Below are 22,155 nucleotides of genomic sequence, written 5' to 3'. Positions count from 1 at the left end.
AAGAAAAAAATATGCCTTTTAGCAAAGCATATTTTAATTATTATTTAACGTCTTTTAGTTGTGGGAATAATAGAATATCTCTAATTGAGTCGTTTTGAGTTAAAAGCATTATTAAACGGTCAATACCGATACCACAACCACCTGTTGGAGGTAAACCGTATTCTAAAGCATTAACGAAATCTCAATCAATTTCGTTGGCTTCTTCATTACCGTTTTCTCTTTCATCTAATTGAGCTTTAAATCTTTCTAATTGATCAATAGGATCTGATAATTCAGTAAACATATTAGCAAATTCTTTTGTTCCGATAAATAACTCAGCTCTTTGGGTAAATCTTTCATCGTCTAATTCTTTAAAAGCAAGTGGGCTAATTTCAATTGGGTGACCATAAACAAATGTTGGTTGGATTAATGTTTCTTCAATGTATTTTTCGAATAAATCATTAATAACGTGACCTAGTTTATAGTATTTTTCCGTTTTAATTCCGTGTTTTTTAGCTAATTCAATTGCTTCTTGGTCATTTAATTTACGAACATCAATACCAATTTTTTTTGAAACTGCATCAACCATGTTGATTCTTGCAAATGGATATTTAAATTCAATATCATAACCATTAAATTTAACTTTATCTATGTTTAATTTCTTAGTTAAATGTTTAAATACACCTTCAGTTCTTTCCATCATACCCCACATATCTGAATATGCTTCATAGAATTCAATTGAGGTAAATTCTGGGTTATGTGTACTATCTACGCCTTCGTTTCTGAAAATACGTCCAATTTCGTAAACTCTTTCTAATCCACCAACGATACATTTTTTTAATGGTAATTCAGTAGCGATTCTTAAATAGAAATTACGATTTAAAGCATTATAAAATGTTATAAATGGTTTTGCAGCTGCACCACCTAAAATTGGTTGTAGAACTGGGGTATCAACTTCTAGATAGTCTAAATTATCAAAGAATTCTCTAACACCTTTAATAATTTTAGTTCTTAAAATAAAAGTATTTTTTGATTCTTCGTTAACAATAGTATCAACGTAACGGTGTCTTCTTCTTTCTTCAGGATCAACTAAACCATGATATTTATCTGGTAATGGTTTTAAGGCTTTAGTTAATAAAGTAATTTTTGATGCCTTAACCATTAAAGCCTCTGTGTGGGTTTTTGAAACAAGCCCTTCAATACTAATAATGTCACCTAAATCTAGTTGTTTTAAAACTTCTGATGAAACTTCATCTAAAGTTTTTTTATCAACATAAATTTGCATGCTTCCATCACGGTCTTGTAATACTAAAAATGGACCACGTTGAGCAATTACTCTTCCGTTAAAAATAACGAACTTATTATCAGCGTCAATTTCTTCTCTAGTTTTATCTGCATATAATTCTTGAATTCCAACTGAAGAAATTGTTGGTTTAATTGTCGAATTGAATGCTCTAATATTTTTTTCAGCTAAACTTGAAATTTTATTTCTTCTTATTTGTTCTTGTTCTGAATATTTTCTTTCCATATTATGTAAAATCCTTTTTTAAATCTTAATTTGAATTTTAGTCGTAGTAAGGAATAATATGAACATGAGTTCTAAAAATTGCTTGGCCGGCTGATTCATTATTATTTACAACTAATCTAAAACCTGAGGCATTCAATTTTTCAGTCTGTTCAATTGCTAATTCTCTTGCTTTTAAAATTAATTTTGTAAGATCTTCATCTTCAATATCATATAAGTTTTCTGAAAACTCTTTGGGAACCACTAAAAAATGCCCTTTTTCTTCTGGGTCGATATCTAAAAAAGCGATAACATCAGCATCTTCATAAATGATTGAAGCTGGTATTTCACGGTCAATAATTCTCTGGAATGTATCTTTTTCCATGATTTCTATTAAATTAATCCTTCCACTTTAAATAATTCTAAAACAATTGAGTTTAGGTCAGTTAGTTTAAACCCTAAATTGTCTAATATGTATTTGTTTGCTTCTCTAAATAATGTATTTCCTTTTGAAGTTGCAAGATAGTTTGCAAGAATATTTTGTTGATCATTTTCTTTTCAAGGAGTATTTTCAAAAGTTAATACTTTCTTTTCTTCATTTCCATTTTTTAAGTTTTTAACTTGTTTGTTCATAAATAATGGTGAAATTTTTACAACATAAGAAGCATCAATTGTATTGTTTTTAACCATATCAATGAATGTTGGGTATTTGTCTAAATTATATGCATTACCTTCAGTTTCATCTACAAAGGCATTATTGGTGTATTGAAGTTCGCTACTAAAGTCATAGAAGTGTCTTGCTCCTAATTCTTTAACACTTAGTCTCATGGGGGCTCTTAAAATTTGGCCACTAAATGTTATTTCTGATTTAAGTTCAAATTGTAATGTGTATTTTTTAGAATCTAATGTAACTATTTTAGTAAATAATTTTTCATTTGTATTATCTCTTGTTAAACCTTCAAATTCAATATCTCTTGCATTAAGTGATTTTAATTTAGTTTCATCACCTTGTTTAGCTTTAAGCTCTGCTGTGGCCTTCATTTTTGGTAATTTTTTTTCTTGGGCTAAGATTTTAGCTAACTTAAAGTAGTCTTGATCTAAAACTTTTTTAGTTGCTGGATCAACAAATCCAAAAATTGGTGATTCTAATTTTTTAAGAGCATAAAATGAGTTTGTTAAATCTCCTGTACTTTCAGAGTTAGCACTAATTCCTTTAAAAGCACGTAAATCTTCAAGTTTAAAGTCTTCTGAAGTTCCGGTTTTTAATAAATATTCTTTATTTTTAGCTACTGGGTTATATTCATATTGTTGTGCATTAGTTGGGTTATATGAAGCTAGGTTATTAAAGTCTGCAAAAGTTGAAACGTTTGCTTTTCCAATTCTTAGATTCATATCTCTGTTATCAGTAAATGATCATTTTTGAATTAATGGATTTTCTACTAAATATTTAATTAAATATAAGTTATCAGCAGAAAAATCTAATGATGCATAAATATCTTTTTTAAGTTTAGTAGTTGAATCTTTTTTCATATCTTCAGCTAAACTTACTTGGTATTTATCTAATCCGTTTTCATTATTTGCTAAAGTTTTAAATTCTTGTCTTGATTTTAATAAGTAAATTTTTGAAACTAATAATTTTTCTAATTCTAATCTATAGTTTAAAGATAAGAATTTTGAGTGTTCCATTAAGAAAATAAACTCATCTTCGCTTGGTAAATTTTCTGGAGCTGGATTATAGTTTGTTGTATCAATATTTAACTTAATAAATTCGTGCTTGATATTTCAAAAGACTTGAGCATCACCTTCTAATTTTAAAGTTGCATAGTATTTAAAAATATCATACAAATCTTTATGTAATTGATTTCCTTTGTCTTTAATTGCTGACAATATTTTATTTTCGCCTTGAATGTTTGTTAAATCATTAGCATAAAATTTTTCTAAGTAAGTATCAACCACTGATAAAATGATTTGATTTTTTGTTGTTTGTTGTTTTAAGAATCCTGATTGATATCCTGGAGTTTCACTATTTCCGTTATTGCTTGAATTATTACATGAAACTAGAATAGGAGTTAATGCTACAGTAGCGGGTGATAAACTTAATGTTATTTTTGTTAATTTATTCATCTTATTCTCCTTGTGTTCCTTGAATTTCAGTATCTAAAACATATTTAACAATAATATTAAAGATATAACCAACAATGTTATCAGTTGTATGTGGTTCAATCTTAAATTTATTTTTATCATCAACAGAAAAATCTTTAACTAAATTATCAGTAATTTGTTTTTTAATAAATTCTTTAATTTGACTGTATTTTTTACTTACGATAGAAGCCTTGTTTGTTTGTTCTAGTGTTTTAATATAACTTAGTGCACCATTAATATCATTATCATCAAAATTCTTTTCTTTATCAGAATCTACTGGTGTAAATTTTTGTTCTTTTAAATAGTTTTTGAATGTTTCTTGTGATAATAAATCATCAATTTGATATGAAGAGTTTAAAATATCAGAAAAAATTGATCCTAAATCAAATAATTCACTTGTAAAAGTATTTTTGTAATTTGCTTTTGATTTAATTGCTAAATCTTTAACAATTAGTTTTTGAACCTCTTCAACAGTTTCAAATTTGTGAAGGTTTTGAATTAAAATTCCTTTAGGTGTTACAGAAACAAAGTTTTCTCCAACTTTGTAAATTGCATCAACTTTACTGTTTTGATTTCCGTTTGTAAATACTTCTTTAAATACATCACCAAATACTTTATTAAATGTCTTTTCTTCTAAATTATTAATTAATTTTTCTACTTCACTATTATATTTGGCAAATTCTTCAACGTAATTTTCAGTTTTTTCTTTTGTAACTGGTTCTACTGACAAAGCGTTTTCTAATTTTGTTTTAAAACTATCTTCTAATTTTGCAAAATCATCAAGACGTTTTAGAGCATTTATTAGTTTAGTTTTTAATAATGTAAATAAATCATTTTTTTCTTTATATTTATAAATTCCTTTATTATTCGCAGTGGCATCACCTAATAAAATTGATAATAATGTAAAGTATGAAGAAGGCTCTGAAGAAGAAATAGCTTGTTTTAAGTTAACAAAACCTTTCGACCCAAATTTAGATGCATTTGATTTATCTGTTGATAAATATTCAATTAATCTTTGATCATTTTTAGCAGTTCTTTCATCTTCGTTAGAAATTTGTCCATTCTTAATTAATGTGCTAAAACCTTTAAAACCATTTAATCCATCAATTGCTAATTTAATTTTTACTTGTTTATCATTTTCAACATATGATGAGAATTTTAGTAAATTAATAATTTCCGCTTTTGTAACGATTCATGGTTTTTCAGCACCAGTTTGATCTTGGTGAGCTGATAAAGAAAATTCTGATAAAATTGCTTGTTTTTTATCAATTCATGGTTTTATAAATCTTTCTGGATTTTTAAATTCCTTAACAAATGATTTAGTTACAAACATAGGAATTTTAATTGATGCTTGTGAGTTTGTTTGTGATTCGATTGAATCTTCTGATGGTAAAACATAGTTTTTGTTTTCAACAGCAAAATCTAAGCGAATAGTTTCGCCTTTTTTAGCAATTTCCACTTTTTTACCATTGTATTCATAGTAAACATCTTTATTAGCAACTATTCCGTTTTTTAAATCGTTATAAGTTCAATCTGTATTAACTTCAGTTCTATATCTACGGTAAGCATGTTTGTTAATTTCAATATTAACTTTATGTTCTAAAGCTTGACTTTCATTTTTAGATGAACCTCATTCTGGTCTAGAAAGTGCTTCTAAGAATTTTTCTTCTCATTTCTTTTCCAGTCCATATTGTTTTTGATATTGTTTCTTTAGATCATTTAATTCTTTTTGAATTTTTTCTTTAACCTTATCAATTGAATCTAATGCAAATGTCTTTTCATCTGCTTTTGCTTTGTTTGCATTATAAACAGCTTGATATCATAATGAAGCTTCATATTCTTTTTCATATAAGTATTTAGCTATATTTTTTTCAATAGAATCGAAAATATTTTTATTCTTGTTTGTTAAAGATGGTGCTTTATCAAGTTCTTTATATTTAATTTCTTGCTTAGTTCCGTCTGGTAAGGTAATAGTTAAGATTAAACTTTCTGGTTTTAAAATTGGAGTTGGTAATGGAAGCGCTTTTGATGCTTGTACTAATGGAATTGATATACCAGCTGCTAAAGCGGCTGAAATAGCAGTTGCTCAAAAAGTACCTCAAAGAACTTTTCTTCTTTTAGCTTTTTGTTCAGTTGTTTTAGTTTTTTTAATTTTCTCTGACATGTTTGCCTTTCATAAAATTATTTCTAACATTCAAAAAATTGTTAATTATTCATATTTAATTTTATTAAATAAGAATACAAAAATTTTACCACTTTTTAACTTTATTTTCTTTAACAAAAAATTTAGTAAAAATATTGCTTAAATTAAGTTGAAAAATAAATTATTTTCTTATAGTTTTAGATAAATAAGAAAAAATTATTGGATTCTATATAATTTAATATATGACTAAAATTTTTAAAAATAAACTGGCAATTTTAAAGGAATTTATTGATATTTGTAATAAACATAGCTTATGATATAGTCTTGATAATGAAAGTTTATTGGCTTTAGTTAATGACCTTGATTTTTGAGAAAAAACTGATCATTATGAAGTTATTATGACATTTGAATCATATGAAAAATTAAGAGAATTATATCCAAATAAGATTCTAGACTCAGTAAAACATTCTGATTATTATTCATTACAAAATAAATTTGTTGAGAATATTAATAACATATATGAAGATTGTCCGTTTATTGATATTAACCTTATTATTCCCACATCAATTGAAAAAATTAGAAAATTTTATAAACATAAGAATAAAAGCATTTCCTACCACCAATTTTTTGCATCTATTAATTACACAAATATCCCTAAAATTAAAAACAAAATCTTTCTTTCTAAAATTATAAAAAACTTTAAAAGTTCTTTAAATTATAAGGATTTTATCAATCAATTACATGACGATAATTATGAAGGTTTTATTGTAACTTCACCTTTAATTAATAAGGTTTTTTTAACAAAATGACTTACAAATACAAACTATAATTTAAGAATTTTTGAAAAAGATGGTTTAAAAATTAATGTTATAAATGAATATCAAAGTTACTTAAAAAATATTTTTGGTAGTGAATGAAAAAAAATTAGAAACCTAGATTTAAAATATGACTTTGTTTCATGTACCGGAATAATTAAACATGAAGAATTTAAAGAAATGGAATAAATGTATAAAAAAACATTATAAAAACCAGAGTTATTCACTCTGGTTCTTTTTTTATTTTTTATCTTTTTGATTTATTTTCAGCACTTCTTTTTCAGTCAAGAATTCTTGCTATTAGGAAAATAATTCCAGATACCATTATAGTAAATATTGCTAAAATGCAAAATACTAATAAAACCTTAGTAAAGTATGAAACTAAAACTAATAGGAAAATTAGAATTGGTAATAATGCTGATAATGAACAATATGAAGTAATAATTAAATCTTTTTTAATTGTTTTTTTGAACAGGAAAGCAGAAATAGTAATTACTAATGCTGAAAGTCCAAAAGATAGAATTAAAAATACTATTGTTATTATATCCATTTACATCTCCTTTTTATTTTTCTCAATTAATCATTTACGATCTTGTAATATTATATCTTTAATATGACCTAATTCTAAATAAATAACTTTATCGGCCATTTGAGCTACATCAGGGTCATGAGAAACAATGATTATTGTTGTCCCATAATCGCGATTAATTTCTTGTAAAATTTTTAAAACAATTTGACCAGTTTTTTCATCAAGTGCCCCAGTTGGCTCATCAGCTACTAAGATATCGGCATTTTTAGCAATAGCCCTTAAAATTGATACTCGTTGTTGTTGCCCACCAGACATTTGTGAAGGATACTTAAACATACATTGTTCTAAATCAAAATCTTTAAATAATTTTTTAATATCTAAATGCTTTGCTTTGTCTTTTTGTAAGTATGCACCTGTTTCGACATTGTCATAACTATTTAAATTTTGCAATAAATTATAGTTTTGAAAAATAAATGAAATGTTGTTCCTTCTAAAAAGTGTTTGTTTTGAATTGCTTAAATAAGGTAGGTTAACATCATTAACAATAACCTTACCACTGGTAGGACGATCTAAAGCACTAATAATATTTAAAAGTGTTGATTTTCCTGAACCAGATTTACCATATAAAATTGCAATTTCACCTTTTTTGATTGAGAAAGAAATACCTTTTAAAACATCAGTTGCAACATTACCCGATAAATAGGTTTTTTTAACATCGCTAACTTCAACAATGTTACCTTCAGTGTTTTTTTCTTTTTCTAATCCGTCTTTTTTACGTGGTTTGTCATTAGCTAATTTATATTGTTTCAAAGTATTCTTGTCCAACACTTTAACAGTTAAACCCTCATCTTGAATTTCAAAAGGTTTATCATGTTTATAAATTTCAATTGGGCTTAATTCATTTAAATTATTATGTAAATCTTTCTTATTTTTTCTTGGCATTATTTTCCTTTCAGAGCATCAACAGCTTTAACCTTATTTAAACTCTTTCATGTTGCCATAGATGTTAAAATAAATACTGTTAAGCAAATTGTTGCTGAAATAATAATTGTTGAGTAATGTAAAACTAGTGGAAGAATAATTTGTGATGTTGCCATCATAAATGCATTAAAGACTGATATTAATAATAATGTAACAGGAATCATTAATAAGCAGGCAAAGATAATTGTTGGAACAAAGTTAGCAAAGAATAATGAAATTTTTTCACTGTTTGTATAACCTAATACTGAGAATGTTGCTATTGCTCTTTGGTTAGATGCGATCATAATGTTTGTAATAACAATTAAAATGATAATTGATATTAATAATGACATAACAATAAATGCAATTAAAATAATATTAACTGTTTCTGAAATTCCAGAAATAAATCCTGCTTCAATGTCTTTACTATTAACATCAAATGAAGCACCAAACATTATATTTTTACCATAAATTGTATCTGGTTGTGTTCCATAGAACTTAGTTAGAATAGAACGTGCCATATTCTTAAATTCTTCATTTGAATTAGATTCCTTAACAATTTTTTGGAACTGTATTTCATTAATATTTAATAATTTAAATAAAACATCTTTGTAATTTAATTTCGCTTCAGGATGAGCTTGATTATAAGCATTAACATTATGCTCATATACTGAAACATAGTTAATACTTTCATCAGAAATAAATATTCTCTTAAAGAATTCTCAAACGCTTTGATCACTAGCGCCGTCTACTTCAAATGTTGCTGCAGCTCCTCAGAATCCTGTTGATGAATATGTTGTTAATGTATCAATGGTTTGAACAGGAGTAATATCATTTGATAGGATACCATTAAATGCTTCGTATTTTCTATTAAATAGTTTGGTTAATTCTTCTTTTTTATCTGGGTTTAAATAAATTGCATTATCTAATTCTTGTTTACGTGCATCTTTTAGACGTTTAGTTAAAGTATCATAACCTAAAATCTTATCTAAGATATCTTTTCTTGTAATCATTTCGGTGTTGATATATGTTTCAGAAATATCAATAACCTCAAATGTATATTTAGTTTTTGGAGCCTTTTGGAATAAAGCACGGTGGCTAAATCTATCAACGTGGTTCAATAATTCTACTTCAATTCTTGATCCGATTGATAAACGGTATTTTTTCTCAGCTACAGTGTTGATAATTAACGGAATCGGTTTATTTTCTTGATATTTATATTTAGCTAGTTTTTCTTGTAAATTTTCATTTTTATTATTATGCATTGAAATAAACTTACTATCTTCATAATATCCATAAATCTTCATTTCTTTATTGTCATACAATGTTTTGGCATAAGTGTATTTTTCATTTGTTGTATTATTTCAATAAATACCACCAAATGATACAAAGAAATCTAACTGATCAATTTTACGGTATGCATTAACTAAGAAGTTTCTATATTCTTGACGGTATCTTGAAGTTGAAACCGCTTTTGGTTTGTAGTATGTTTCATTTACTGGATCTCATTCAACAAATTTAAATTGTTCACTAATACGTCCAGTATTTTGTTCATTTTTATATCTTCCTGAGTGAATAAAGTAGAAGAAACTTGTTCTATTACTCATATCTTCAGGTTTATTTTCGGATAAATCTTTTTGGAATTTTTCTAAATTATTCACAGCAATAATATCATCTATTGAAGAACCATTAACATCTAAATAATTTTCTTTATTCTTTAATTTTTTAATATCAATTAAATATTGAGTATTTTGCATTTGTTTTGAAACACGTTTGAAAATTTGTGCCACTCTAGCTCTTTGTGTTTCTGGCATATTTGCATATGTAATATCTCAAGGACTTAATTCAACAGATAAATCCATTAAAATATCCAGTGATGATTTTGTTAAAACCGTTGGTGCGTAAGGACGTTGAATAACGTCGGTATTAAATGAGCTACCCGGTCTTAAAAAGTTAGGGTTAGAATAATCTAATTGGCTTCCATTTGATGATGAGTTTCCCGCTAAATCATTTGGAACATAAAGTAAAGAGTTAATATCATCTTTATTATATGTTACATATGGTCCGCCTTCAGTTGTCGGACTTTCTAGGTCTAACTTAAATTTATATAGACGATCTTTATATGTTTTAGTAATTGCCTTGTTAAAAATATTATTTGAAGATAAGAAGAACATTGAAATTAATGATGTTGTTGAAAAGGCTAAGAATAGTGAAAACATTTTTCAGAAATTATTTAATGCCATTGAAGCTATAAATCTTGCTTTGATTGGTAATTTTCTAAACATTGCTGAGACTCTTTGTGCAAAGTTTCCAACACTAACTTCAGTTAATCCACTCATTAATTCAATTGGCTTTTTACGAACCGAAATAGCAGTTATAATAAAGATTAATAAGCTGACAAAAATGAATGGAATAATCATTGTTCCTAAAATTGCCAGTGCATGAACCGGAATAATATTATTTTCCAATGTTCAGTAAGAAGATAAAACATTCATTGCTGGTTTTTGAAGAGCAAAACCTAAAATATATCCACCTAAAGATCCAACTATTGCTGGTATTCAACCAAAAGCACAAAAGGCTAACGCAATTTTTGAAGTTTTATAACCTTGTGCTCTTAAAATACCGACAACCTTATTTCTTGCTTCAATATATCTCTTCATAATAAAGTAAATAATGAATGCTACTAAGATTGTTAAAACAGTAATTAGATATAAAGTTGCGTTTTTAATTGAGTTAACAATTGATCTAATTGTAACAATTCTAATCATTCTCTCAGGGTTAATATTATCTAACTCATCTCTTAAATAGACTCCCTTAAATGAATTTGGATTTATTTTATTTATATCTTCACTAAATTGTTTTTGAAGTTGTTGAGGGTTTTTGTTTTCTAAAAATCTTCCTCTCGCATCAGTTGGTGCTTTAACAAGTACATATGTTTTAATAGCAAATGTTGGATAAGCTGAATAAATACGGTCAAATCCTTTTGAGTTAACATAAACAACTGCTTGGGAATTAGTATCAACTTGAATATTTTCTTCATTAATTACAGGGTATAAATAATCGACGCTTGAGTCAATACCAATAATTAAATATTCTTGTGTATTAACCTTAACTTTATATTTATTATCTAATGAAGCAATAAATAATTGCATTGCATATGGGTTTGATAAATATTTACTAATGTCGCCAGTATATACTTCTTTTCCATTTTTTGAAGCATAACCATAATTAATTTTAGCTACATATGAACCAGAATCAGAATAAGAAATTAAGTTTGATATTTGAATTGGTTCAATAATTTTGTAAAGTGACTTTTTAATAGATGAAGTAACATTAATTCCAAAAATTTCTAGCTCATTACCATTTTCATCTGTTAATAATCTATTAAATAAATAATTAAAGTTTGATAAATCTAGATCAACAGCAGTATCACTTTTTGATTCAATGTATTGCACAGAACTATCGAATTTTTGAGTTAATCCTTCAATTTGATATAGGATATCTTGAATATTTGAAGATTTTAAATTGTTTAGCATCTTCTTGACAATATAAGCAAGGTTTCCTTCGTTAGGATTTGGGCTTAAAGCATAGTATAAAGGAATTTGAGGAAAACTTAAAAGTGTTAAAGGATTTAATAAGTTCTTAGGAATGTTTAATAAAGATAAATGATTACTTAAGTTTGCATTTTGTGTAGCCATTTTAAATGCTAAATCAAATTCGTAATCATTATTAATTAGTGGTTTTATTGCTGGATTTTCTTCATTTGTAGCAAGAAATGAATCCAAGAAAGTGACTAAACTTCTGTTATAGAAAGTTGCCATTTGTGAAGCAGACGCAATATAACCAAAGTTGTAGGTTAACTCATTTGAATTTTTTACTAATAAATCTAAAATTTTATTAATAATATCTTCTTTAATTTGAGCATTGGCTAAATTAGATTTGAAAGTGTCAATTGCTGTTGAGTTTTTTAATAATTCAACCAATTCTTTATTTGCTAAGTTTGTATGTGCGTGTGCATAAGGGATTTTTAATAAAGTGGCCTTATACTCGCTATCACTCCCTAAAACACCCATACTTGGAATTGGATTTACAACTTTATCATAATTAGTCATCTTAGCTGATATTTCTGGGTTAAGTGCTAAATTATAAATTTCTTTTAAAACTAATTTAATTTGAGCAAAAGATAATGTTTTATTAAATCTTTTTTCAATAATTCTTTTACCAGTTTTCTCATCAATTGTTATTTTATCTTCTAGTCTTTCTATTTTATTTAAGAAATAAGCTAATTTAATTCAAAGACTATATAAAATAAAATTATTCTTAATAATTGAATTTTCACCTTCACTCATAAATGATGAAGCAAAGTATTTTGCTAATAAATTATGTAATGTTTTTAATATTTCAATATTATCTTGTTTTTCTTTATTATTAACATCTATTATTGCTGATAAATAAGCTAAATCACCATATGAACCTGGTTGTAAGTTATTATCTTCTAAAACAAAATTAAAATTGTTATTTTTTGGTTTTAGATTCTTTAGTTTTAATAATTCAACAAATTTATAATATTGTTCTAGCTTACTTAATAATGTTTCTAAATTATTTAATTCAATTTCATTAATAAGTGCTTCGTTTTTAACAAAATCAAACTCAGATTTTGTTAATTTTAATAATTCATTATTTGAAATTGCCTTTTTTACTTTAAAAATAACTTTTTGAATATCTACTAAATCGTATTTATTTATTTGAACATTATATGAAGAAGGAATAGTTGCTTCACTAACGTCATTTGGAAATGCTAATTTAGGTAAGATCGCTAAATCAAGTAATGAAACCTTACCTTCTTCGGAAGTAGGAATAGCAATATTTAATTCCTTAATAAAGTTGTCTGTTTTATTTGAAAAGTTAAATATTTTAATCAAAGCATTTTGAATCTGAATAATTTTGCTTGAAGAAATTTCGTTTTCCCTAGCTAAATTTAATGAAGACATAAATGCAGCTAGATAATCAGATTGATTTAAATATTCTGTATTATAGTCATTATAAATTTTATTATTTGCTGTAATTGGATATTTATTAATCTTAATTAATTTATTTAATGAATTAGTAAATTGTTCAACACTAATATTTGAAAAAATGCTAAATAAACCTTCATTAATATTTGCATATGAACCATTTTTGTTAGCGTCTAAAGCTTTAAAGAATTTCTTAGCTTGTTCTTTAGTTTCGTTGCTTAATTCTTGGTTTGCATTCTTATATGCATTAACTCATTTCGAATAATAACTGCTTGTTTGATCTGGATCTAAAATTTTTCCAAAATCAACTAAGTTAATTAAATTCTTAATTGCATTTTTAAATTGACTTTCTTTAACGGAACTTAATAAAGAAATAATCATTCTTTCATGCGACATAGTTCAATATGTATCATTTAACGCTGTAAAAGGTTTGTAAGGATGACGATCATATCAATCATTAATAATTGCGGAAAACTTAACAAAATCAATTGAAGAAATAATATTACTTAAAATATCAAAAATTCTTTCTTTATCTTTTACATAAATAAATAAATCTTTTAATGATATTTTTAATTGAGGAATAATATAAACTTTTGAAAAGTTAAATATCCCACTTAAATTATTTATTTGTGAAACTAAATAATTATCTCTTTCTTCTGGTGTTGAACCTGAAGCAAGATATTGTTTCTTAAAGTATTGGAAAATCTTGTTAAAGAAATTATGAATAAAGGCATTAGCATTAATGTTAATGTATTCTAAGTTTTGATTATTCTTTTGATATAAAGGTTTAACTAAAAACTTAATAACATCTAACAGTGTTTTTTCTAAAATAAATTTGTTTGTCTTTCCAATTGCTAGCAATGTATGAAGACCATTTTCTTCAACAGAATCTGAAATTGCTTTAAATAAACGATAAATATCTTTACGATCAAATAATTTAGCCAAATCTGTGTCAACAAAAACAGATCTTAAACGTTCAACCAATGTTTTAATTGTATTCTTTTGAGTAATTTCTGTTGTTAAATCATTTGAGATAGATCCAAAGGCAATTGGTAGACTAATTGAGTTTTTAAATTGATTATTAACTACTGCTCACCCATTTGGACCTATTTCGCCACGAACGGTATAATCTTGTTCAACTAAGTAGTTATAGACTTCATCAATTGTTAAATAATCTTTATTATTAATTAAAACTTTATTTCAAACAATTTCATCAGTAAATCCATCAATGTTGCTTTGTGTTAAGAAAATATATTTATTAGGGCGAGGCATAGCAATGGCTCCAACAATTGTTGAACCCGATTTTATTTTTAGTTCTGGTGTAGCTGTTGTTAGAGTTAAAATTTTTCCGTTTAATAAAGTAGGTATTTTTGTTTTTTCTAAAAAGTCATAATAATTTTCAAATCTTATATCAGCATTAAAATAATTAATGTTAGGAGTAAAGTTTTTAAAAATTGCTTCAACTAATGATCTTGTGTAAACTGAAGGTATTTTTTGAATCTTATTACTATTCTTGTCTGGTTTTAATAAAAATTTATCCACGTTTTCATTTGAAATACTTGAATTTAATATTGAAGGATTTAAAGTTTCATTATATAATTTGCCAACATTATTTTTAAAACCAAGAATTTTTTTATCTTTATCACCCATATCAACAAAGTGGAACACATTTTTCTTTGCATTCTCTTCATTTACAGTTTCAACAGTAACTGTTTTTCTAATACCTAAATTTTCTGCACCAACAGTGCTCTCGATATCTTTTAGAATAGAAGATCTGGCAAAATTTAAAGCCCCATTTCTAATGAAGTTTTGGTGTTCATTTAATTTTTCAACATTTGAAGCATATAAAAATTGTTCTTCGCTTGGTTCAGCATCTGAAAGCTCATTAAATTCAATTTGTTTAATGTTTCATAGATTTATTTTTTCTTGATTTTGTTTTTCAAGAGGAATGTTTTTATTATTCCCCCCACCTTTCCAGGCTTCTTTAAAAGTTATATTTAAATCATTTTTGTCAATTGGAGTGGTTTGAACAAATGTTTGTTTGTATTTATTACCGATTGAATATTTAATTGTCGTAGTTTTATCTCAATATGAGAAATATAATTTAGTCTTATATTCTTTAGGATTATTTTTACTAAATTGTTCAATAAATTTGAAGTATGAACCTTTTCAGTTTGATTTTTCTTCATCTTTTAATTCATTTCAATTTAAAACATAACGATATCAATTATAAGAAACTAATTTTTCTGTTCTTTTGATTCAATCTTCTGGAATTTTGTAAATTTGATTAGATTGTAATTCTTGTAATAAGGGCGCATCTGATTCAACTTTATTTGTATCGATAAAATTACCTAATTTAAATGTGTTAATTAACTTATCTTCATTAATAATGTTTCATTCATTTGTTTTTTTATCATTTTGAAGTTTAATTTTTGCATTTTGATAAGCATTATCTTTGAAGTATCATTTTTGATTTGTTTGGTCTTTTTCAAAGCCCATAAGTTCTAATACCTTTTCTGAGGAAATGACATATAGTACTCCTTCAGCTTTTCAATTATCATAATCTTCGGTTAAAAATGATGCTTGTTTTGTTTTGGTATTTAAAAATAGCGGAGAAGCTTCGATAACAGAATCTTTTACTGTTTGTTGAGCAAAAGGGCCCTTAGGACCATAAGCAATAGTTAAAATATCAGCCAACTTGACATTATTTTTTAAAGTAATAGTATCATCTTTATTTATTGTAGTTTTATTGGTTACTAAAACATATTTATTTCCCTCTTTGCGAAATACTCTAAATTTACGGTTTTCTCCTGAAAAAGTAAATTCTCTAATTTTATTTGGGTCAGGGTTTTCTTTATTGATTTCAAAATTAACGCTAGTAACTCCGCCTGATAATTGTTCGTAATAAATTTTTAAAAAATCTTCAGTTAATAAATAATAGTTATCATCAACGTTTCAACCTTCTATAGTATCTTTAATTTTTATATAGTTTTGATCTTCACTTGGAAAATTAATTGTATATGAAACATCTGAACCATTTTTTGATGATTCAAATTGTATTGGAGAATTGACTAATGTATTGTTATCCTTATCCACTTGATTATAACCTTGATGAGGAATGATTCCTGATGGATTAATATCCAAATCCACCGTTAGATCATGTAATTTAGATACCTTATCATAGGCATTAATCGTTCTTGAATATGAGGTTTTAACATCATTTAATAATGTAAATAAAAATGTTGTTAAAAATATTAGTATTGTTAAACAAACTAATGTAACTTTGTTTTTAGCTAAGGATCTAAAAACTTCTTTAAATAGTCTTTTCATAATTTACCTTTCCTTGTTTGGATAGTACAATTATATAGTTTATTAAATAAATTATTTAATAAATTATTTAATAAAGAAGAAAAAAGAAATAAAAAATAAAACCTACTTTATTTAAAAAAGTAAGTTTTTTTATTATTTTTTAAGATTATCTTTAATGATTATAGATCATTTTCTTGGAATAAAATCTGGTGTCTTTGAAGTTTTCTGATAATAAACTAAGACATTATTAATACTGAAAAAAGTTTTTAAATCTAAAGCCTTATATTTAATTTTTAAAGCGTTTTGAATAAAGCTTGAATTATAAATTTCCTTCTGAAAACTAGTTGATTTTAAAAAGCAAAATGTAGAATTTAATTTGCCTAAATGGTGAGATATTTCTACCAAGTTTTTTAATTCAGAAACCGCTCTAGCACTAATGAAATCAAAGGTTTCATATTCTTTCGAATCTTCGGCTCTTAATTTAAGAACTCTAATATTTTTTAAATTACATTTTGAAATAACCAAATTTAAAAAGTTAACACGTTTTTGCATTGGCTCATAAATAGTTAAATCAAAATTTGGATTATAAATAAAATAAGGAATAATAGGAAAACCTGCGCCTGAACCTATGTCTAAAACTTTTTTTTGATTTAAATCTAAAACCTGATCATTAATGTTTTTAAAAATTAATATTGATTCAATAATTCCCTCTTTTATAAGTTTTTCGCCATAAAAACCAGTTAAATTATATTTTTGATTTTCTTCTTCTATTAAAGAATAATAGATTCAAAGTTTAGAAACTATTTCCTTGTTAGTTTCTCCTAAATATTCATTAATTAAATTATTAAACTCTTCCGTTGCTATAGTCTTCATAAATTTCACTAATTGAAGTATTATTGATATTTGCTTCGATAACTAATCCTAAAAATTCAGCCATTGATAACTCTTTTAATTTTTTAAAATGCGAAAGGTGTGAGTGATCAGTTGAATTTGTAATAATTACTTCATCTATAATTGGGTTATTTTCAAACATTTCAAAACCTCTCGAAAATAATCCATGAGTTGCAGCAATAATAATTTTTTTTGCCCCTTGTGCTTTTAAAGTTTCTGCTGCATGAATAATTGTTCCACCAGTGTCAATAATGTCATCAAAAATAATTACATTTTTATTCTTAACATTACCTAACACGCCCATAATTTCAGAAACATTAGGTCCAGTTCTTCTTTTATCGATAATTGCAATTTGTTCATCACTATCTAGTAGTTCTGATAATTGTCTTGCTCTTACAGCTCCACCGTGGTCAGGTGAAACAATAACAAATTTATCTTTTCTTCCTCTTAGTTCTTTTGAAAAAATAAATTGACCTCTTAAATCATCAACAGGAATATTAAAGAAACCTTGTATTGAAGCATTATGTAGATCTAAAGTAATAAGTTTGTCTGCTCCAGCTGTTTCTAATAAATCTGCAACTAATTTCGCAGTAATTGGATGTCTACCACTTGTTTTACGATCTTGTCTTGCATATCCGTAATATGTAGTTACACAAATAATTCTTTTAGCACTTGCTCTTTTTAACGAGTCAATAAAAATTAATAAACTCATTAAATTGTCATTAACTGGTTTACCGGTATTATTGATAATAAAAACTGTTTTGTTTCTTACTGTTTCTTCAGGATAAATAAGTTGTTCGCCATCAGCAAAAACTATTTTATTAATTGATTTAATTTCCTTATTTAAATACTTTCCGATTTCGTTAGCTAATTTTTGGGAATTATCCATTCCAAAAATAATTACATTGTCTTCTGCTTTATTCATTTTATCTTTTTTTCATTATTCCTTTTTTAATTTTTACATATAAATTTTAATATATTAAATATTAAAGTTAATGTTTTTGCTACTTTTGTTTTTAAAATTAGAATAATTTAAAAATAAGCCCTATTAAAAGCTTATTTAATAATTATAGAAATTGTTTGTATATTCTTTTATATATTTTCTTTGTTATTAAAACTAAAATAGTATATGTAGATAATAAAAGCGCTAATCAAGCAAAAAATTCTGCAGGTAATGGTGTTAATTGTAACGAATCATTTACTTTTGGAATATAAGGAAGAGCAGTAACAACACCAACACCAACTAAAGTAGAAATAATAACTGGTGTCGAAGCGTTTGATTTAAACATTGGAACTTTATCTGTTCTTAATAAATGAATTACAAACGTTTGAGTTCACATTGAAACTACTAATCAACCAGATCAGAACATTAGTTTAAATGCTTTTTGTTCTTCGGGTGTCAATTTAGCATAATCACTAATACTACTAAATGTTGAACCTTTAATTGCATTAGGTATAACTACAAAGAATAATAAACAAAATGCCATAATGTCAACAATTGAACTTGCTGGTCCAAACCATAACATAAAGCGCCAGATTGACTTATGACCCCATTGCCGTGGTGATTGAATAAATTCTTTATCAACATTATCTCATGGTATTGTTCCACAACAAAAGTCGTAAATTAAATTTAAGAAAATAATTTGTACTGGTGCCATCGGAATAAAAGGTAGCATTGCTGAAGCAATAACAACACTAAAAATATTTCCAAAGTTTGAAGAAACTGTCATTTTAATATATTTATTAATATTAGCGTGAGTTTTTCTTCCTTCAATTATTCCAGTTGCTAAAACATTTAAATCTTTTTCTAAAAGAATTATATTTGCTGATTCTTTAGCAATATCAACAGCTGTATCTACAGAAATAGAAACGTCTGCAACCTTCATTGCTTGTGCATCATTAATACCATCACCCATATAACCAACAACATGACCGTTTTTTCTTAAAATGGTAATAATTCTTGCTTTTTGATCTGGACTTAATTTTGCAAATATTTGTGTTTTTTCAACCTCGATTGCTAATTCGGTGTCTGATAATTTTGAAATATCTTTACCTAATAAAATTCTTTCATAAGGAATTCCTACTTTAGAACAAACAGCTTTAGTTACTAATGGATTATCTCCAGTTAAAATCTTAACCTCAACACCTAAATTATGTAACTTTTTAATTGCATCTTCTGCTGAATCTTTTGGTGGGTCAAGGAAAGTTAAATAACCAATTAATGTCATATCTTTTTCATCGGCCACACTTAATTTACCAACAGCATCAATATGAGATTTCTTTGAAGCAACAGCAACAACTCTCATACCTTCTTCACTGAATTCTTCTACTTTATTTAAAACTTTACGTACAACCTTTTTATCTAAAGGAACTACTTTTCCATCTAAATAAATTTTGTTACATACGTTAATAATTTCTTCTACTGCTCCTTTGGTAATTAAAGTTACCTTATCATTTTTTAATGATTTAACAAGAACAGACATTCTTTTTCTATTAAAATCAAAAGGAACCTCGTCAATTTTTAAATAATGAAGTTCAAGATTATCTAAAGATTTTTCTTCATCAGCTAAATCTAAAGTACGGTTAATAATTGATTTATCTAGTAAATTTTTCAAACCTGTTTGATAATATGAATTTAAAAAAGCATATTTTAAAACATGGGCGTCTTCTTTACCATTAACATCTAGATGGCGTTCTAAAATAATTTCATCTTGAGTTATAGTACCAGTTTTATCAGTACATAAGATATCCATTGCTCCAAAGTTTTGGATAGAATTAATATTTTTAACGATTGTTTTTGCTTTCCCCATGGCCATCGAACCTTTTGATAAACAAGCGGTTACAATCATCGGGAGCATTTCTGGTGTCAAACCAACGGCAATAGAAATTCCAAACAATAAAGCATTTATTCAGGCGGCATTACCTTCTAATTTTTGGTGCATTAATCCAACAATTAGAAATACTACAGGAATAACTGATGCAATAATAATTGTTAGCATTACTGAAATTTTCTTAATTCCTTTTTCAAAATTAGTAGGAACTTGTTTTTCATTTAATTTAGTTGCAACTTTACCAATAAAAGTATCATTTCCGACAACTAAAACAATTGCTTTTGCAGAACCTGAGATAATATTAGAACCCATAAAAGCAAGGTTAGGACGGTCGGTAATATTATCATAACTTTTACTTTTATCAATATCTCCATATTTTTCTATTGCATCACTTTCTCCTGTTAGTGAAGATTGTGAAACAAATAAGTCTTTTGCAGTTAAAATACGAACATCACCAGGGATTATATCTCCAGCAGCTAAGTGGACAATATCGCCCACAACAATTTCGTCCATTGGAATTTCCTTTAAAACTCCATTTCTTTCAACAAGACACGTTGTTTCAATAATTTCAATTAATTTATTAGCACTCGAAGCAGATTTTTGTTCCTGGATAAAATGAATAATACTGCTTGCAAAAACAATAATTAAAATAATAACAACAGTTATGTAATTAACTTCATCTTTCTTTGATTGTGTAATTGGCAAAATGATATCAACAACAGCCGAAACAATAGCTAATACAAAAAGAATAATATTAAATAAGTTAAAGAAAGATCTAACTAATCTCTTGCCTACAGTGTCAGATCCTTTTTTAGCAATCTTATTCACACCATATTCATCTCTATTTTCTTCAACTAGGTCTTCATTTGAAATACCATATTTAGAAGTGTTGTATTTGGAATATAAAAAATCTAAATCAGCTTCTGAAGCTTCTAATAATCTTTGGTTAACCAAGTTTCTTTTTAAATCTTGTTTACTTAACTTTGAATTTCTATTTTCTAAAAGTTGAATATTAGTTTTTTTACTCATGTTACCTCCTTTTTTATTATTGACAAAGAGGTGCTTTTAAACGATTAACAAAATGTGCTTAGTGAAAACACATTTTGTTTACTAGTTCGATCGCTACTTTGCACTTCCATTAAGTCACCTTTCATTTTATGTATAAATTTTACCCCAAAGAGTTAATTAAAAATTAAAAAAGTTATAAACGTGTTGTTTATAACTATGATTCGTATAATTTTTCCATCTCTTTTTTTGTTAAGTCTTTAGGATTTCCTATTTGTACTAATTCACCGTTTTTAATAAAAATATATTTTGTAAAAAATCTTTGAATGATATTTAAGTCATGGATATTAACTAATATTGTTGTTTCATAATTTTTATTAATGCTTTTTAAAATATTCATAATATCTTTTGAAGTTTTAATATCTAAAGATGCAGTTGGTTCGTCAGCTAAAATAATTTCTACTTTTTTTAATAACAGTTTAGCAATTTCAACACGGTGTTTTTGGCCACCTGAAAGATCAGACACCTTAGTGAAAACCTTGTCTAATATGTTTAAACTTTCTAAGACTTCAAAAATTTCTGTTTTTTGTTTCTTAGTTAATATTTTAAAAAAAGCAAAAAGTTTGTTTTTATATGAAGGATAAAAATGAAGAATATTTTCATAAATATTTAAATCTTCAATTAAATTAGTTTCTTGCGAAAGATAACCAATTTTTTTAACAATGTTTTTTCATTGTTTGTTAGTTAATTTATCAATATCAGATTCTTTAATAAAAATATTTCCGGATTTTGTTTGTAGCTGTTTCAAAATCGCATTAAAAATTGTTGTCTTGCCAGCTCCGGACTTACCAATAATTGCGATCATCTCACCTTTTTTAATTGATAAATTCAACTCTTTTAAAACAAGTTTTTTATCTTTTTGGTAAGAACCTGAGTAATTAACAAAATCTATATTTTTCATATCAAATATTATAATTAAAATAAAAAAAATAAATATAGCAAATTTCAATTTTGCCAATTTTAAGTTGGATT

The 22,155-nt window shown here is 26.1% G+C and carries 13 protein-coding genes; 2 read left to right on the top strand and 11 right to left on the bottom strand.

The window, feature by feature from the left end; all coding sequences use genetic code 4:
• Positions 1–40: 40 nt before the first annotated feature.
• From lysS to EXC38_RS00140, 4 genes are read right to left on the bottom strand one after another with little or no spacing between them, the layout of a single operon-like run.
• Positions 41–1,507, bottom strand: a complete 1,467-nt coding sequence (lysS, locus tag EXC38_RS00155; protein WP_129694400.1) for a lysine--tRNA ligase — start codon at positions 1,505–1,507, stop codon at positions 41–43.
• Positions 1,508–1,544: 37 nt separating this feature from the next.
• Positions 1,545–1,868 carry a histidine triad protein HinT gene (hinT, locus tag EXC38_RS00150; protein ID WP_004416250.1) on the bottom strand — a complete coding sequence of 108 codons (324 nt, stop codon included), beginning with the start codon at positions 1,866–1,868 and terminating at the stop codon, positions 1,545–1,547.
• Between the two features lie 8 nt (positions 1,869–1,876).
• Positions 1,877–3,607 (bottom strand): HinT-interacting membrane complex lipoprotein P60, encoded by a 1,731-nt coding sequence (locus EXC38_RS00145; protein ID WP_129694399.1) that lies wholly within the window; start codon positions 3,605–3,607, stop codon positions 1,877–1,879.
• A gap of 1 nt (position 3,608) precedes the next feature.
• Positions 3,609–5,789: a HinT-interacting membrane complex protein P80 gene (locus EXC38_RS00140; protein ID WP_129694398.1), complete on the bottom strand. Its 2,181-nt coding sequence runs from the start codon at positions 5,787–5,789 to the stop codon at positions 3,609–3,611.
• Here EXC38_RS00140 and EXC38_RS03445 point away from each other — a divergent pair.
• On the top strand, positions 5,788–5,931 hold the full coding sequence (locus EXC38_RS03445; protein ID WP_165056838.1) for a hypothetical protein: 144 nt from the start codon (positions 5,788–5,790) through the stop codon (positions 5,929–5,931). The genes EXC38_RS00140 and EXC38_RS03445 overlap by 2 nt on opposite strands.
• A gap of 79 nt (positions 5,932–6,010) precedes the next feature.
• On the top strand, positions 6,011–6,772 hold the full coding sequence (locus EXC38_RS00135; protein WP_129694397.1) for a hypothetical protein: 762 nt from the start codon (positions 6,011–6,013) through the stop codon (positions 6,770–6,772).
• Positions 6,773–6,830: 58 nt separating this feature from the next.
• Here the strand turns inward: EXC38_RS00135 and EXC38_RS00130 are convergent, their stop codons facing one another.
• The 7 genes from EXC38_RS00130 to EXC38_RS00100 all read right to left on the bottom strand — a co-directional run bounded on the left by EXC38_RS00130 (position 6,831) and on the right by EXC38_RS00100 (position 22,084).
• Complete coding sequence (locus EXC38_RS00130) at positions 6,831–7,133, bottom strand: hypothetical protein (protein WP_129694396.1); 303 nt, start codon at positions 7,131–7,133, stop codon at positions 6,831–6,833.
• Entirely contained in the window at positions 7,134–8,054 is a 921-nt protein-coding gene (locus EXC38_RS00125) for an ABC transporter ATP-binding protein (protein WP_129694395.1), read from the bottom strand.
• Positions 8,054–16,417 (bottom strand): ABC transporter permease, encoded by an 8,364-nt coding sequence (locus tag EXC38_RS00120; protein WP_129694394.1) that lies wholly within the window; start codon positions 16,415–16,417, stop codon positions 8,054–8,056. Before EXC38_RS00120 ends, EXC38_RS00125 begins: the two co-directional genes overlap by 1 nt.
• A 132-nt stretch (positions 16,418–16,549) precedes the next feature.
• A complete protein-coding gene (rsmG, locus tag EXC38_RS00115) occupies positions 16,550–17,269 on the bottom strand; it encodes a 16S rRNA (guanine(527)-N(7))-methyltransferase RsmG (RefSeq protein WP_129694393.1) in 720 nt (239 codons plus the stop codon).
• Positions 17,241–18,212, bottom strand: coding sequence for a ribose-phosphate pyrophosphokinase (locus tag EXC38_RS00110; protein WP_129694392.1), 972 nt, complete (start codon positions 18,210–18,212; stop codon positions 17,241–17,243). Before EXC38_RS00110 ends, rsmG begins: the two co-directional genes overlap by 29 nt.
• Positions 18,213–18,354: 142 nt before the next feature.
• Positions 18,355–21,147: a magnesium-translocating P-type ATPase gene (mgtA, locus tag EXC38_RS00105; protein WP_129694391.1), complete on the bottom strand. Its 2,793-nt coding sequence runs from the start codon at positions 21,145–21,147 to the stop codon at positions 18,355–18,357.
• Positions 21,148–21,340: 193 nt separating this feature from the next.
• Positions 21,341–22,084, bottom strand: a complete 744-nt coding sequence (locus EXC38_RS00100) for an ATP-binding cassette domain-containing protein (RefSeq protein WP_004416272.1) — start codon at positions 22,082–22,084, stop codon at positions 21,341–21,343.
• Positions 22,085–22,155: the final 71 nt, after the last annotated feature.

The organism is Mycoplasmopsis arginini (genome assembly GCF_900660725.1).
Lineage (GTDB): Bacteria > Bacillota_I > Bacilli_A > Mycoplasmatales > Metamycoplasmataceae > Metamycoplasma > Metamycoplasma arginini.
This window is presented reverse-complemented; position numbering and strand designations above follow the sequence as displayed.